This window comes from Streptomyces sp. NPDC059256 (assembly GCF_042753785.1).
GTDB lineage: Bacteria > Actinomycetota > Actinomycetes > Streptomycetales > Streptomycetaceae > Streptomyces.
In genome coordinates this window covers 421,084-436,232 of sequence record NZ_JBHYZO010000001.1, presented here as the reverse complement: position 1 = coordinate 436,232, position 15,149 = coordinate 421,084, and the positions used below count along the sequence as shown (strand labels likewise).

The following is a 15,149-nucleotide window of genomic DNA, read 5'->3' as shown; positions in this document are numbered from 1 at the left end:
AGCTCCGGGCCATGAGCGGTGGGGAGTCGGCAAGACGGGTCATCGACGGGCGCTTCGAGTTGGAAGCACGGCTCGGCGGTGGTGGCATGGGCACGGTGTGGCGTGCGCGCGATCTGGTACTCGATCGGGCGGTGGCGCTGAAGGAAGTGCGACCTCCCGACCCCGGGCTCGCCGAGTACGACCCCCAGGCTGCCCTTCTGCTGCGCGCCCGGGTGCTGAGGGAGGCCCGTGCGCTGGCGCGCGTCGACCACCCCAATGTGGTGACCATCCACCATGTGGTCGACGGCGGCGAGAACACCTACCCCTGGCTGGTGATGGAGTTGGTGACCGGCGGTTCGCTCCAGGACCGGCTGGCCCGCGGGCCGATGGCACCGGTCGAGGCAGCCGCCCTCGGGCTGGAGATATCGGCCGCCCTGCGCGCCGCCCACGACGTCGGCATCCAGCACCGGGATGTGAAGCCCGCCAATGTGCTGCTGCGGCCGGACGGCCGTCCCGTCCTCACCGACTTCGGCATCGCCGCCATCCGTGAGTCGACCGTGCTGACCGCGACCGGGTCCCTCATCGGCACACCCGACTTCATGGCACCTGAACGGATCTCGGGACAGGACGGAGGGCCCGGTTCTGATCTCTGGTCGTTGGCGATGATGCTCTACGTCGCCGTGGAGGGCGTCCATCCACTGCGCAGGGGGACGACCCTCGCCACGCTCGCAGCCGTCCTCAACGAGGAGTTGCCGCCCCCGCGTCAGGCGGGCCCGCTGGCCGATGTGCTCAGAGCCCTCCTGGTGAGGGACCCGGACGCCCGCCCGGACGCCGACACCGTGGACCGGATGCTGGCCGCCGCCGCCCGGGGCGAGCACGGGCCGGCCGCTTCCACCGCGCCGCCCGAGACGTCATACCGACTGGGACCCCCGAGTACACCGTCCACCGCGCCGCTCGGTACGTTCGGCCCGCCCATCGACCCCGTGACCTCGCAGGACGCCGTCCCCCCGTACCCCAACCCCACGGGCGGGCGCGCCGGCCTCCGGCCGACCGTCGTGTCGCCGTCCGCCCCACCGCGACGGTCCGCGCTCCGACGCCGCACGGCCGTCGTCTCCTCGCTGCTCGCCACCGCCCTGACCGCCGTCCTGGTGTGGAGCGTGCTGCCCGGGTTGCTGCCCGACGACGAGAAGAAGTCCTCGGCCACACCCGGGGGCGCCACATCCCCGTCCGCGTCCACCGCCAAGGGCGCCGCCCCCTCCCCGTCGGGTCCCGGAGCACAACAGAAGGACGACACCGAGGGGCAGGAGAAGGGCGAGCCCGCCAGCCTGCTGACGCCCGACGGACTGCGGCTCGTGGTGAAGGAACTCAAGGCGGAGATGGGCACCGACCAGGTGGGCAGGTTCGTCGTGTACCCCGAGTACGCGTCCGTCAACGGCATGGTCAAGGGCAGCAAGACCCGCTTCGACAGCTATGACTACCGCGTCGGCGAGGGAGTCTCCCGCGGCATCATCAGCGGCACGCTCTCGGGCGGCGAACAGCCGGTGGGACTCGACACGTACGACTGGGACATCGTCCCCGCCCTGATGAAGAAGGCCGAGGCGGACCTCGGCGTCGAGGACCCGACCTCGCGCTACCTCGTGCTCTCCACACCGAACTCCCTGCACCAGTCGGAGGCGGGCATCTCCATCTATCTGTCCAACCAGTACGGCTCGGGCTATCTGTTGGCCGACCGCACGGGAAAGGTGATCAGGACGGTGCCGGCCCCCAAGTGACCGCCGCCTCCCGGCCGTCACCCTTCGCGGGCCATCCCTTCGGCATCGCAGGCCGCACCCGCGCCACCGACCCGTTCTGACGACACGCCTAGGGCTTGCGCGCCACTGCCCCGTACATGGCGATGTCCCGGTCGTCGACCGGTGACGGGTCGGCCGGCGGTCGCCACTTGTGCACCTGCTGGACGCCCGGCTCGACGAGTTCCAACCCGTCGAAGAACGCCTCGGCCTGCTCCCGTGTGCGCAGGCACATCGGCATGCCCCGCCGCTCGTACTCGGCGGCCACCCGCCCCACCTCGACCGGAGCGAAGTCGGCCGTGCCGATGGACATGGCCACATAGCTGCCGGACGGCAGCGGGTCGAGCAGTCGCCGCACCAGCGCGTGGTCCGCCGGGGGCAGGATGAAGTGAAGGATCCCGATGACCATCAGCCCCACCGGTTCGCGCAGATCCAGCGCCTCCCGGAAGGCGGGTGAGCCGATGATGGCGTCCGGGGTGCGCATGTCCGCATCCACGTACGCGGTGCGCCCCTCGGGCGAACTGGTCAGCAGCGCCTGTGCATGGGCGAGCACGATGGGGTCGTTGTCGACGTAGACCACCGCCGCGTCCGGACGCTCCTCCTGGACCACCTCATGGAGATTGGGCGAGGTGGGCAGCCCCGTACCGATGTCCAAGAACTGGCGTATGCCCGCATCGCGCGCCAGATGGCGCGCGGCCCGGTGCATGAACGCGCGATTGGCCCGCATATGGACCGGAAGGGCCGGCCACTCCCGACACATGGCGTTGCCGGCCTCGACATCGACCGAGTAGTGGTCCTTGCCGCCCAGAATGTAGTCGTAGACCCGGGCTGAGTGCGCCTGGCCCGCATTGACCCCGTCCGCCGCCTGCTCCTCGTGTTTCACAACGTTCCTCCATAAGCCGATGGGATGGGAGTGTAGAGGCGCGCGGCCCCGAAGCGCCTCAACGCACCTGTACTGGAAGGCCGTTGGAGCGGTACCGCAGTGCTTGCCGCAGCCCGACGGGATGCCCGGCGCGACCTATGGACGGACCGGTACGAGACACGCGGTCCGCCCCGTGTCCAGCTGCCGCTCCACCGTCACCGGGTGGTGTCGGCAGGACCGATGCCCCGGGTCCGATGCCCAGCGGATACCTGTTGGATACACGGCCTCCGCGCAACGGATGGGTCGCTGCCGCACAGTGGGTCCGGCGGGTCGAGGTGCTCGCGGCGAATCTCCGGCGCAGCACCAGGGAGGATCGTGGAGCGGTACCGACGTCGTACAGGGAAAGGCCCGCAGTGAGCGCAGCATCGCAGGAGGACATCGTCCCCGGCTCCCACCAACCGCCCGAAGGGACTCCGGTCCTCCTCCTCGTCGAGGACGACGAGGTGATCCGCACCTCGGTCTCGATGGCCCTGGCGCGCTACGGCTTTCGGGTGCACTCGGCCGCCGACGGCCTGACCGGCCTGGAGATGTTCCGCGAGCACACGCCCGATCTGCTGCTGCTCGATGTGATGCTGCCGGAGCTGGACGGCATCGGCCTCTGCCGCAAGGTGCGGGAGACCAGCCAGGTGCCCATCTTGATGATGTCGGCGCGCGGCGATTCCCTGGACGTGGTGTCGGGCCTGGAAGCGGGCGCCGATGACTATGTGGTGAAGCCGGTCGACACTCCCGTACTGGTGGCCCGGATCCGAGCCCTGCTGCGCCGTACGACCTTCACCCCCGACCCCTCCGAGACGGCGGGGGCGGCCTCGGCAGCGGACCGGGACACTCTCGTCTTCGGCGATCTGACGGTGGACACCCGGGGACTCGACGTGTTCCGCGACGGCGAGCGGGTCGCCCTGGCCCCCACGGAGCTCAAACTCCTGCTGGAGTTCGCCGGGCACCCCGGGATCGTCCTGGACCGGCAGACACTGCTGCGCAATGTGTGGGACTACGGCTGGGACGGCGACACCCGGGTCGTGGACCTCTGCGTCCAACGCCTGCGCAAGAAGATCGGCGCGGACCGCATCGAAACGGTCCGCGGCTTCGGCTACAAGCTGCGGCGCTGACGGCGATGCGCACAGGAAACGGGAACGCCCTCGGGGGCTCATGGAACTGGCGCTCACTGCGCTGGAAGATCGCCGCGCTGGTGGTCCTGACGTCCTGCGCGGTAGCCGTGACGGTGGGCGTGCTCGTCCACCGGGCCACCGAACAGCGGCTGTTTGCTGAGGGCGAGGGGAGCGCCCTGCACGAACTGGAGACCGTCGTCGAGGAGTACCGGCGGGGCGAGGACGTCTTCCGGGAGAGGGGCGTGGTGGCGGGGGAGGAGGTCCCGCCCGAACTCCTCAGCCGGGTGGAGCGCGCCCGAGGCGCAGCCGCCACCTGGTACGACACCGACAGACGGCACGGTCCCTGGATGTGGGCGGGCCAGTCCGTCGGCGGCCAGGTGCTCGCCGTGGAGATCGAGTTGGGCTCGGACCAGCGGAATCTGGCCGCCCTGGACCGCACCACCATCAAGGTCTCCGCCGCCACCCTGGGCGTGATCACCCCGCTCTCACTGGTCCTCACCGAACTCCTCAGCCGCCGGCTGCGCCGGGTGGCGCGCACCGCTCGGCGCATCGCGGACGGGGAACTGGACGCCCGCACCGGAACGGGTGGGCGCAGAGGCGATGAGGTCACCGAGATCGCGGGAGCGGTCGACTCGATGGCCCAGTCCCTCCAGCAGCGGCTGATCGACGAACAGCGGTTCACCGCGGACGTCGCCCATGAACTGCGCACACCGCTGATGGGACTGGTCACCTCCACCGAGTTGCTGGCCGAGGGGCCGGCCACCGAACTCGTCCGGGACCGGGTGCGCGTGCTGCGCGGACTGGTTGAAGACCTGCTGGAGATCTCACGCCTCGACGCGGGCGCGGAGGCGGCCGACGAGCGGATCGTGCCGGTCGGCAGTGTCGTCGAGGAATCGGTGACACGGACCGGGCTGCCCACCCGTACGGTGATCGTCCACGACCAGCGCGTTCCGACCGACCCGCGCCGTCTGGACCGCATCATCACCAATCTGGTGCTCAACGCCCATCGCCACGGTCGTGAGCCCGTCGAGGTGCGTGTGGACGGCACGAGCGTGACCGTACGGGACCACGGTCCTGGCTTTCCCGACTCCCTCCTGGCCAACGGGCCGCAACGGTTTCGCACGGGTGTTGCGGAACGCGGCCACGGCCATGGGCTCGGGCTGACCATCGCGCTCGGACAGGCCCGGGTCATCGGGGCCGCGCTCCACTTCTCCAACGCGGAGGACGGCGGAGCGATCGCCGTCCTGAGACTGCCCGACCAGGCCCCGCCCACGCTCTGACTCGGCCCACGCTCTGACTTGGCCCTCGATCGGGAGACGGCTGTGATCAGGCCCCGGACCTGCGGTGATCCAATCCATGCCCGGCCTGATGCGTGGTTGACACATGGCCGAGCGCTGCCCGACGGGTGATCTCAGCGGTGCGGACACAGCCCTCCCACAGGCTGACCGACATGCGCAATCCCGCGTGTCCGTCCCCCGGAGGCAGCCGTGCACATCCCGTCCGACCACGGTCCGATCCCCGACCGCCGGCCACCGCGACGGGCACCCGCCGCCGTGATCTGGGGCGCGGCCATGGCGCTGCTGCTGATCGCACTCGGCGGTTGGGTCATCACCAGCGGAACCGAGGAGCACCAGGAGTCGAAGCCCTCGCTCTCCACCGGCGCCCTGTCCTTGCCGTGGCCACGGGACGGCCAGGCGAGTGTGATCGACACCCGTACCGGTGCGTCCGGCACCAGCGGTGAGCAGAAACCCGTACCCATCGCCAGTGTCACCAAGGTGATGACCGCGCACGTCATCCTCAGCGGCCACCCGCTGAGGCGGGGACAGTCCGGGCCGGTCATCACCGTCGACCAACAGGCGCAGGACGAATCCCACTCATCGGTGGAGTCGACCGTCCGTGTCGAAGCGGGTCAGCGGCTGACCCAGCGGCAACTGCTGGAGATGCTGCTCCTTCCCTCCGGCAACAACATCGCCCGACTCCTGGCCCGTTGGGACGCCGGGAGCGAAGCCGCCTTCGTCACCAAGATGAACCGTGCCGCAGCCGCTCTCGACATGCGACGCACCACCTACACCGACGCGAGCGGAATCGGACCCACCACCATGAGCACCTCCGACGATCAGTTGCGGCTGGCTCGGAAGGTGATGCGCGACGCGACCTTCCGGGCGATCGTCGCCACCCCGGAAGTCGCCGTCGGCGGCCCCACGGGCACCCTTGCCAACACCAACAGACTGCTCGGCACCGCGGGTAACGTCGGAATCAAGACCGGATCGAGCACTCCCGCGGGTGGGGCCCTGATGTGGGCCACCACGACCGGGCGGGGATCGGACGCGGGGCTCGTCCTCGGTGTCGTACTCCACCAGAAGCCGAACACCACACCCGCCGAGGGGTTGGACGCAGCCTTCCAGGCCGCCGAACGGCTCGCCGAGGCCGCGCGCAAGGGCGGCCGGTCATGACCGTCGAAGCGCCCCTCACCACCAGCGAAGCCCTTCCCCGCGCCCTGGATGACCGACCACGACGAAGGTTCGATCCGCGGAACGCCAACGGCCGGTGGATCGCCCTCGCGAGCTTCCTGTACGCGATCGCCCTGCTCGCCCACCCCCTGGTCCCCAACGGTGCACGCAACTCGGGCAGCCTCGTCGACACCTTCCTGCCCTGGTCATGGCTGGCGATCCCGCTGCTCCTGCTCCTCGCGCTGGTGCGCCGCGCCCCGCTCGCCCTGATCGGGGCACTCCTGCCCGGGCTCGCCTGGCTCGGTCTGTTCGGAGGTTCGCTCATCGACAAGCGAGGGGCCGACGGGGAGCTCACCGTGGTCAGTCACAACATCGGTGCGGAGAACCCAGACCCCGCGGGCACCGCCCGCACCCTCGCCGGGACCGGTGCCCAGGTGATCGCCGTTCAAGAACTCTCCACCACCGCACGGGAGGAGTTCCAGGGGGCACTGCCCGCGCGCTATCGACACCACACGGTGCAGGGCGGTGTGGGTCTGTGGAGCACCTATCCGATGACGGCGCCCGAGCCCGTGGACATCATGCCGTGGCCGCGTGCCCTGCGTGCCACCCTCGCCACGCCGAAGGGGCCCGTCACCGTGTTCGTGGCCCATCTCGCCTCGGTCCGGGTGACCTCGGAGTCCGGCTTCACCACCGACCGCAGGGACCAGGCGGCAGATCTGCTGGCCCGGGCCGTCGACCGGGACCCCGCGGCGAAGGTCCTTGTCGTGGGCGACTTCAACGGCACGCCCGACGATCGTGGACTGGCCCCGCTCCTGGACGGGATGACCTCCGCGCAGGAGGTCGCCGGGGACGGCTTCGGCTTCAGTTGGCCGGCCCGCTTCGCGCTGGCCCGCATCGACCACATCCTCGCCCGTGGCCTTCGGCCGACGTCCGCCGACACCCTCCCCCCGACCGGGAGCGACCATCTGCCCGTGGTCGCCTCCTTCCATCTCTGACACAACCTCTGACACGACCACATCAGCCCGGCCAGCCCGGCAGCACCAACAGGCCCGCCAGCCCGCCAGCGCCAACAGTCCCAGCGGCCACCTGAGTACGGGGCTCGCACGCCGCTCTCGGTACCTGACACCGGATGCCGGCCGGTCATGTCATCCCGTTCTGTTTCAGAGGCCCAGGCCGCTCAGCCGGTCCTCGTACGCGATCGTGACGTCCTCCAGATCGTCCTTCGGGTCCTCCCAGAGGGCCTCCAGTTCGGCCTTCACATCGGCCGGCAGCGCTTCCCAGCGCTCGGTCCAGGAGTCGGCGTTGGGAGACCAGTAGCCGACGACCTTGAAGCGGCTTGAGGGCAGGGACAGCGTCTTGCGGAAGTGCTTGCGCACGGTGCGCAGGGCCGTGGTCTCGCCCGCGGTCCACACATAGGTGCCGGTGAGGTCGCTGTCCTCGGGCAGGGCCGCGGTCACCAGGTCCGCCAGCCGGCTCGGGCCGTGGCCGTTGCCGCCGTACGCCCAGGTGACCTTGGCGCGCGGATGGGCCGGCAGGGGCTGCACCGACGCCTGGTCCGGCACTTCGACGATCACCCTGGTGGTGATGTGGTCCGGGGTGTTCTCCAACAGCCGGGCGACCGCCGGCAGCCCGGTCTGGTCCGCGACCAGGATCTGGCGGGTGACGTCCTCGGGCGGGTCGTAGAGCCCGGTGGGGGAGTTGAAGCCCAAGGGGTCGCCCGGCCGGGTCCCCGCCGCCCAGGTCGCGGCCACTCCGTGGTCGTGCAGGACGAAGTCGATGTCGATCTCGTTCACTTCCGGCCGGACCGCACGGATCGTGTACGTCCGCATGGGCGCGGTGGGACTGCCCTCCGGGGTCTCCCAACTGGTCTCGGTCGCGACCGGCAGGGACAGGTCATGGCGGTCGGGGCCGTGCGGGAAGAACAGCCGCACGTACTCGTCGCCCACGCCCGTCGAGGCGAACTTCGACAGGTCCCCACCGGTCAGCACCACACGGACCATGGTGGCGGTGAGGGGCTCGACCCTGGCGACGACGGCTCGGTAGATCTCCACGGTTCAGTGCTCCTTGTCGGCTTGCGCACCGGCGCTGGGTGCCGGTGCGGCATTGGTTTGGATCCGGAGGGCCCCGAGTTCAGGGGTCGGCCGCTCCCTTGAAGTCTGTGATGCGGGGCTCGTGTAGGCACGCCACAGGGCCGCGTACTCGCCCGCCGCGGCCAGGAGTGCGCGATGGGTGCCCTCCTCGGCCACCTCTCCGTCCTTGAGGAGGACGATGTGGTCGCACTCCCGGGCCTGTTCGAGGCGGTGGGCGACGATCACGCTCGTCCGGTCGCGGGTGACCCGTTCGAGGGCCGCGCCGAGCACGGCACGACTGGCGGGACCCGACTCGGCGGTCGGCTCGTCGAGGACGAGGAGCGGCGGATCGGCCAACAGCGCCCTGGCCAGCGCCAAGTGCTGGACCGAACCGTCGTCCAGGGGCGCGCCGTCCGGGCCGCCGAGGACCGCGTCGAGCCCCCGGCCCGGCTCCAGTGCCCAGTCGGCACCGGTCTCCCGCAGTGCGGCCACCAGTTCGGCATCGGTCGCCGCCGGCTTGGCCAGCCGGAGGTTGTCGGCGAGTGTGCCGCCGAAGAGATGCACCTCCTGGGTCACCAGATAGCCGGCGATCTGCTCCGCCCCGGTGTCGGCCGTGATCCGTCCCCGCCCCGGCCGACCGACCCCCGCGACCAGCCGCGCCAGGGTGCTCTTGCCCGAACCGCTGGCGCCCACCAGGGCGACGGTCCGACCACGGGGGATCGACAGGGTGACATTACGCAGGGCCTCCCGGGCTGCACCGTCGTACGCGTACGAGACACCGGTCACGGCGACGGCGGGGGGTTGCGCGGGGCGCGGCGCCCCGCCGGCCGGTGCGGAGGCGGCTCCGCCCGGCGGGGCCAGGTCCGTGACGCCGACCAGGCGGGCCAGGCCCACCGTCGCGCGCTGGATGTCGTCCAGGCTGGTCAGCAACACACCGATCGGGTCGAACAGCCGGTGGAAGTACAGGGCAGCCGCCGTGGCCGTCCCCAGGGTGATCGCGCCCTGGCCGAGCAGCACATAGCCGGTGGCCAGTACGGCGGCCAGACCGATGAACTCGGCCGTGTTCAGCCAGCCGAAGAAGCTGTTGCGCAGCCGTACGCCGTCACGCTGCCGATCGACGGCGCGTTCGCTGCGCTCGGCGAGTTCGGTCAGATGAGTGTGCTGCGCCCGGTACGCCCGGATCGTCTCGGCGCCCCGTACCGCCTCGATGACGGTCTGCCCGCGCGTGGACTCCAACTGGCGGATGTCCCCGTACACATGGTGTGAGCGGGCGAGGAAGCGGCGGGTGGCGTACCAGTGCAGGGGGACGCAGACCAGCCCGGCGACCGCGAGGCGCGGGTCGAGGACGGCGAGGCCCGCCACGGTCAGGACGATGGTGAGTGCGGCACCGGTGATGTCGGGCAGCACTCCCGAGGCCGCTTCGGACACCGCTTCCACATCGCCCGTGACCCGGGAGACCACATCGGAACTGCCCGATGCCTCCAGGGTGTCGGGGGGCAGCCGTACCGCGGCGTCGAACACGTCCTCACGCAACCCGGCCAATACGTCCTGCACCAGGGCGACCAGCATCCGCCCACCGAGGTAGCCGAGTGCGGCACTGACCAGCGAGGCGGAGACGAGGGCCGCGCCCAGAGCGGCCAGACGACTTGTTCCCGCCCCGTCGACGACCGTGTCGACGATGGCGCCGAGCAGCGGAGGGGTGGTCAGGGCGCTCGCGGTACCGGCGAGCAGTACGCCCAGGGTGGTGGTCAACCGTCGGCGGTGCTGGCCGAGTCGGCGCACCACTTCCTGTCGGGTCCGGCGCGGGGTGGCAACGGGCAGCCGATGGTCAGCGCCGGACGCGGTGGCCGTGGCTGTGGTCGAGTCCGGGGCGGATGCGGTCGGGGTCACCGGGGTGTTCCGTTCGGTTGGTCGTCTCGTCGGCCGTCGTCGTGCGCGAGACCGTCCGCACGTCGGTCGTCGGCCGCCTCGGTGAGGTCGCCTGTGAGGTGGGCTGTGAGGTGGGCTGTGAGGTCGACCACCCGGTCGCAGCTGGACAGCAGGATGCGGCTGGTGGTGATCAGTACGGTGGTGCCCGGGAGCCGTCCGAGCCCCTCCGCGATCCGCTGCTCGGTCACCGGATCGACCGCGGTGGCGGGCTCGTCCAGGACGACCACCTCAGTGCCCGCGTGCAGCGCCCGCGCGAGCAGGAGCCGCTGACGCTGACCGCCCGAGAGCCTGCGGCCGTGCTCACCGATGTCCGCGTCCGGGCCGCCGATGTGCTCCAGTACGTCGTCCAGGACGGCCGCCCGCACCACGGCGGGTACGGGGGCGACACCCGGTGGTGTCAGATTGGCCCGCAGGGTGCCGGAGAAGAGGGTGCCCTGATGGGGCGGTGCCGCGATGTGCGCGCGGACCGTCTCGGGGCCGAGGTCGACGGCGTCGGTTCCGTCGATCACGATGTCCCCTCGCCCCGGTGGGACGCGGCACGCCAACCGGTCGCTGAGGTCCCGCGCGTGCGCCGGGTGCCGGGGGACCACTCCGATGAGCTCCCCGGGCACCAGTACCAGCGGTGCCCCGTGGCCCGGCGGCTGCCAGACGATGGGAACGGCCGTCGGGGAACCGGACGCGTCCGGTGTGTCGGACGGGGACCTGGCGGGCGGCACGGCCCCCGTCGCCGCGGCGGCGATCAGGGGCGGTTCGGCCAGCAGATCGGCGATCCGCCGCGCGGAAGCCCGTTTGTGGGCCCAGTTGGAGGCGAACGTTCCGACATGGGCGAGGGAGCCCTGGAGGAACTGGGCGAGCCCGAGGACGGTCACCAACTGGCCGATGGTGAGCTCACCCCGGAGGGCGAGATAGCCGGACGCGGTGGCCAATGCGGCCAGGAAGACACCGGACAGCAGCAGGCTGAGGGCCGAGTACCCGAGAACGGCCCGCGCCGCGGCGACGGCTCCCCGCTTCGACGCGTCACTCGCCGCTCGATAGCGGCTGGCGGCCTCCGTCTGGGCGTTCATTCCGGACAGCACCCGCAGTCCGGTGATCATGTCGGTGGCGACCTCTCCCGCCCGGGCGGCGGAGCCCTGTTCGGCCAGGCCCCGCGCTTCGAGGGGCATTGCGAGCCGCCGCATCAGCAGCAGGACCAGGACCGTGCTGACGATGACCCCGAGCGCGAGGGGCACCGAGATGAGCAGCAGGGCCGTCGACGCGGTGAGGATCGCGGTGATCGTGGCCGCCTGGTCGACGACGCTCCAGGAGACCCCGGCGACCCGGTAGGTGTCGGAGGAGACCAGGGACAGCGCCTCGCCCGCGCCCGGCCGCCGGCGCAGCCCGTAGGGGTCGAGGAGCCGCACCATGGTGAGCTGGCGCAACTCGTGCTCGGCATAGCCGTAGACGTCGACCATGGCGGCCGACGCCCGTTGGTACGACAGGGACAGGGCGAGGAACACCCCGGCGAGGACCGCGATCCAGCGCAGCAGGGCGCCCGGGTCGGCGGGTTCCAGCGCCCGGTCGATGATGACGCCGATGAGGATCGGCACCAGCGCCTCGCAGAGCTGGTGGACCATGAACGCCAGGGTGGTGAGCCCCAGTCGCAGACCGCGTCCACCGCGCAGCAGCGCGATCTTGAACAGTGCTCCGGCACCGGACGGCGGACCGGGCCGCGCACCCTGCGCCCGGCTCACGCGGCGGTTCCGTCGGGCAGTCGGTGCCGGGCCAGCGGAACGACCATCGGGGTACCGGTCTCCGGGTCGGGCACCACCCGGCACGGCAGCTCGAACACCTCGCGCACCAGATCGGCCGTCATCACCTCGGCCGGCGGGCCCTCAGCGATGACCCGGCCGTCCCGCATGGCGACCAGGTGGGAGGCGTAGCGGGCGGCGTGGTTGAGGTCGTGCAGGACCGCGACGAGCGTACGGCCGGAGCGGTGCAGATCGGTGAAGAGCTCCAACAGCTCGATCTGGTGGGCGATGTCGAGGAAGGTGGTCGGCTCGTCCAGGAGGAGGACGGGGGTCTGCTGGGCGAGGACCATCGCGACCCACACGCGTTGACGCTGACCACCGGAGAGTTCGTCGACGAGCCGGCCGGACAGATCGGTGACGGAGGTCGCCGTCATCGCCTCGGCGACGGCACGCTCGTCCTCGGCCGTCCACTGGCGGGTCATCTTCTGGTGCGGATAGCGGCCCCGGGCCACGAGTTCGGCGACGCTGATGCCGTCCGGCGCGAGTGAGGTCTGCGGCAGCAGTCCGAGACGGCGCGCGACCTCCTTGGAGCGGTACTGAGCGATCGACCGGCCGTCGAGCAGCACCTGACCGCTGCTGGGGGCGAGCAGTCGGGCCACAGCGCGCAACAGGGTCGACTTGCCGCAGGCGTTGGGGCCGATGATCGCGGTGAAGGAACCCTCCGGTATCTCCAGGTCCAGATGCTCGGAGACGGGACGGCGGGCATAGCCGAAGGTCGCGTCGCGCACCTCCAGCCGGGCGGGCGCGGGCGCGGCGGTCGGGGCGGTCGCGGCTCCGTGGTGCTGGTCGGTCGGCTGGGCGGACAGGTCCGTGCGACCCGGCGCGGGGGTGCCGCTCGGTTCGGGGGTGCCGCTCGGTTCGGGGAGGTGAGTCTTCGGGGGCATGAGGGGTCCTTGGGGTGCGGGCGGGGCGGGGCTCATCGGCGGGTCGCGTACTGGCGGGCGAGGAGCCAGGCGAGATACACCCCGCCGACGCAGACGGTCACCACTCCCACCGGCAGGTCCACGCGGAGCGCGGCGAAGTCGGCGGCGACCAGGACCAGGGCCCCGGTGAGCGCGGCGGGCACGATCCGCAGCGTGGTGGAGCTCTTCGTCAGACGCTGGGCGATCTGCGGGGCGGCCAGGGCGATGAAGGCGATCGGGCCGACGGCGGCGGTCACCAGGGCCGTGAGCGCCACCCCGACGACGGTGCCGGCCAGCCGGGCGCGCTGGGCCCGGACCCCGAGTGCCACGGCGGTGTCGTCGCCCATCTCCAACTGCACCAGGGGCCGTACGACGGCGAGGGAACAGAGCACCAGGGCGACGAAAGTGACGGCGGTGGGGACCAGTTCGTCGAATCCCAGACCGCTGAGGGATCCGGCCGCCCAGGTCGCGGCCAACATCGCCTGGTGCGGGCTCACCGACAGCAACAGCATCGAGGTCAGCGAGCTGAGCCCGGCGCCGACGGCGATACCGACGATGATCAACCGGAACGGGTGCAGCCCGTCCCGGTACGCGAGCAGGTACACCACCAGCGCGGCCACGGCCCCGCCGATCAGCGAACCGGTGCCGACCGCGAGGTAGTTCGCGGTGCCGAACAGCAGCATGACGACGCTCGCCCCCGCGTAGGAGCCGGACGAGAAGCCGATGATGTCGGGGGAGCCGAGCGGGTTCTTGGTGAGGGACTGGAAGAGCGCCCCGCTGATGGCCAGTGCCGCACCGCAGACGAGTGCGAACAGCAGCCTCGGCAGTCGCCAGTCCACGACGACGAGCCGCGCCCGACGGTCCGAATCGGCGTCGAAGAGCGCGGTCACCACTTGGGCGGGGGTCAGCGAGATGGAGCCCGTGCCCAGGGTGAGCACACTGAGCACACAGATGGCGGCGGTGAGAACGCAGCAGATCAGGACGGTACGACGGTCCACGCGCAGGGCGAACCCGAACCGCCGCAGGGCCCAGGCGGGACGTCCGAAGTCGACGCCCGTGGACGGCTTGTCGACCGTCGTCACCGATGGCGCGGGCGGGTGGGTGGCGGTCACGACGGGTTCCCGTTCCCGGATGGAGTGGTCGTTCACAGTCCGCTCACATTCCGCCGCCGGACGAGGGCGACCAGGACGGGGGCGCCGACGAGTGCGGTGACGAGCCCCACCCGTAGCTCTCCCGAGGGCATGACCACCCGTCCCACCACATCGGCGGCCAGCAGGAACGCGGGCGCGACCAAGATGGTGAGGGGCAGGATCCAACGCTGGTCGGGGCCGGTGAACCAGCGCACCACGTGCGGCACCATCAGCCCGACGAAGGCGATCGGACCGGCGACGGCTACAGCCGTCCCGGCGAGCAGGGTGACCGACAGGACGACGCCCACCCGGGTCATACCGAGCGGCACGCCCAGCGCGCGGGCGTTGTCGTCGCCGAGCGCGAGCGCATTGAGCGAACGGGCGGTGAGCAGCCCGATCAGCAGTCCGGCGCCGATGAGGGGGCCTGCGATCGAGAGGATGTCGAGATCGCGGCCACCGATGGAGCCGACGCCCCAGAACCGCATCAGGTCGAGCGTCGCCAGGCTCTTGAGGGTGAGCGCGGAGGTCAGTCCGCTGAACACGGCGGTGAGCGCCACCCCGGCGAGGGTGAGCTTCACGGGGGTGGCCCGATCGGCGCCCAGCGAACCGAGGGTGTAGACGAGGACGGTCAGTCCGAACGCACCGGCGAGCGCGAACCACACGAACTGCGCCGGATCGGTCAGACCGAGTACCGCGACGGCGAAGGTCACGGCGAATCCGGCACCGGCGTTGACGCCCAGCACACCGGGATCGGCGAGGGGGTTGCGGGTGAACGCCTGGATGAGCGCGCCGCACAGGCCCAGCGCCGCGCCGACCACCAGCCCGATCACCGTGCGGGGCACGCGCAGATCGCGGACCATCACCTGCTCGTCGATAGAGGGGTCGAAGCGGAACAGGGCGTCCCAGACGGTCCCCGGCGCGATCCCGCGGGCGCCGACCATGACGCTGAGGACGGCCATGGCGATCAGCACCGCGATGGCGGCGAGCAGCACCAGAAAGCGGTGCCGGTGGCGCGGGACCAGGCCCGTACCGGAGTACGGGCCTGGCGCGTCACGCCGTGTGGAGGGTGGTGCGGTCGTCGTCACGGG

The 15,149-nt window shown here is 71.3% G+C and carries 12 protein-coding genes; 5 read left to right on the top strand and 7 right to left on the bottom strand.

Features of this window, described 5'->3' with window-relative positions; all coding sequences use genetic code 11:
- Positions 1-11: 11 nt before the first annotated feature.
- Positions 12-1,751 (top strand): protein kinase, encoded by a 1,740-nt coding sequence (locus ACFXJL_RS01840; RefSeq protein ID WP_384688406.1) that lies wholly within the window; start codon positions 12-14, stop codon positions 1,749-1,751.
- 88 nt (positions 1,752-1,839) lie between these two features.
- On the opposite strand, the gene ACFXJL_RS01835 is transcribed toward ACFXJL_RS01840, so the two are convergent.
- A complete protein-coding gene (locus ACFXJL_RS01835; protein WP_358876045.1) occupies positions 1,840-2,649 on the bottom strand; it encodes an SAM-dependent methyltransferase in 810 nt (269 codons plus the stop codon).
- A gap of 416 nt (positions 2,650-3,065) precedes the next feature.
- Here ACFXJL_RS01835 and cseB point away from each other — a divergent pair, with 416 nt between their 5' ends.
- From cseB to ACFXJL_RS01815, 4 genes are all read left to right on the top strand, one after another.
- The gene (gene cseB, locus ACFXJL_RS01830; RefSeq protein ID WP_384689111.1) at positions 3,066-3,794 is read left to right on the top strand and encodes a two-component system response regulator CseB; all 729 of its coding nucleotides are present in this window, start codon (positions 3,066-3,068) and stop codon (positions 3,792-3,794) included.
- Positions 3,795-3,874: 80 nt separating this feature from the next.
- On the top strand, positions 3,875-5,074 hold the full coding sequence (locus tag ACFXJL_RS01825; protein WP_384689108.1) for an ATP-binding protein: 1,200 nt from the start codon (positions 3,875-3,877) through the stop codon (positions 5,072-5,074).
- 207 nt (positions 5,075-5,281) lie between these two features.
- Positions 5,282-6,247, top strand: a complete 966-nt coding sequence (locus ACFXJL_RS01820; protein ID WP_384688403.1) for a D-alanyl-D-alanine carboxypeptidase family protein — start codon at positions 5,282-5,284, stop codon at positions 6,245-6,247.
- On the top strand, positions 6,244-7,239 hold the full coding sequence (locus ACFXJL_RS01815) for an endonuclease/exonuclease/phosphatase family protein (RefSeq protein ID WP_384688400.1): 996 nt from the start codon (positions 6,244-6,246) through the stop codon (positions 7,237-7,239). The genes ACFXJL_RS01820 and ACFXJL_RS01815 overlap by 4 nt, the downstream gene beginning before the upstream one ends.
- A 165-nt stretch (positions 7,240-7,404) precedes the next feature.
- Here the strand turns inward: ACFXJL_RS01815 and ACFXJL_RS01810 are convergent, their stop codons facing one another.
- The 6 genes from ACFXJL_RS01810 to ACFXJL_RS01785 form a co-directional block, all read right to left on the bottom strand.
- Positions 7,405-8,295, bottom strand: coding sequence for a siderophore-interacting protein (locus tag ACFXJL_RS01810; RefSeq protein ID WP_384688397.1), 891 nt, complete (start codon positions 8,293-8,295; stop codon positions 7,405-7,407).
- A 3-nt stretch (positions 8,296-8,298) separates the two neighbouring features.
- Positions 8,299-10,203, bottom strand: coding sequence for an ABC transporter ATP-binding protein (locus ACFXJL_RS01805; RefSeq protein ID WP_384688394.1), 1,905 nt, complete (start codon positions 10,201-10,203; stop codon positions 8,299-8,301).
- Positions 10,200-11,972, bottom strand: coding sequence for an ABC transporter transmembrane domain-containing protein (locus ACFXJL_RS01800; protein WP_384688391.1), 1,773 nt, complete (start codon positions 11,970-11,972; stop codon positions 10,200-10,202). The genes ACFXJL_RS01805 and ACFXJL_RS01800 overlap by 4 nt, the downstream gene beginning before the upstream one ends.
- Entirely contained in the window at positions 11,969-12,913 is a 945-nt protein-coding gene (locus ACFXJL_RS01795) for an ABC transporter ATP-binding protein (protein ID WP_384688388.1), read from the bottom strand. The genes ACFXJL_RS01800 and ACFXJL_RS01795 overlap by 4 nt, the downstream gene beginning before the upstream one ends.
- 32 nt (positions 12,914-12,945) lie before the next feature.
- Positions 12,946-14,013, bottom strand: coding sequence for a FecCD family ABC transporter permease (locus tag ACFXJL_RS01790; RefSeq protein ID WP_384689106.1), 1,068 nt, complete (start codon positions 14,011-14,013; stop codon positions 12,946-12,948).
- 62 nt (positions 14,014-14,075) lie between these two features.
- Positions 14,076-15,146: a FecCD family ABC transporter permease gene (locus ACFXJL_RS01785; protein WP_384688385.1), complete on the bottom strand. Its 1,071-nt coding sequence runs from the start codon at positions 15,144-15,146 to the stop codon at positions 14,076-14,078.
- Between the last annotated feature and the right edge of the window lie 3 nt (positions 15,147-15,149).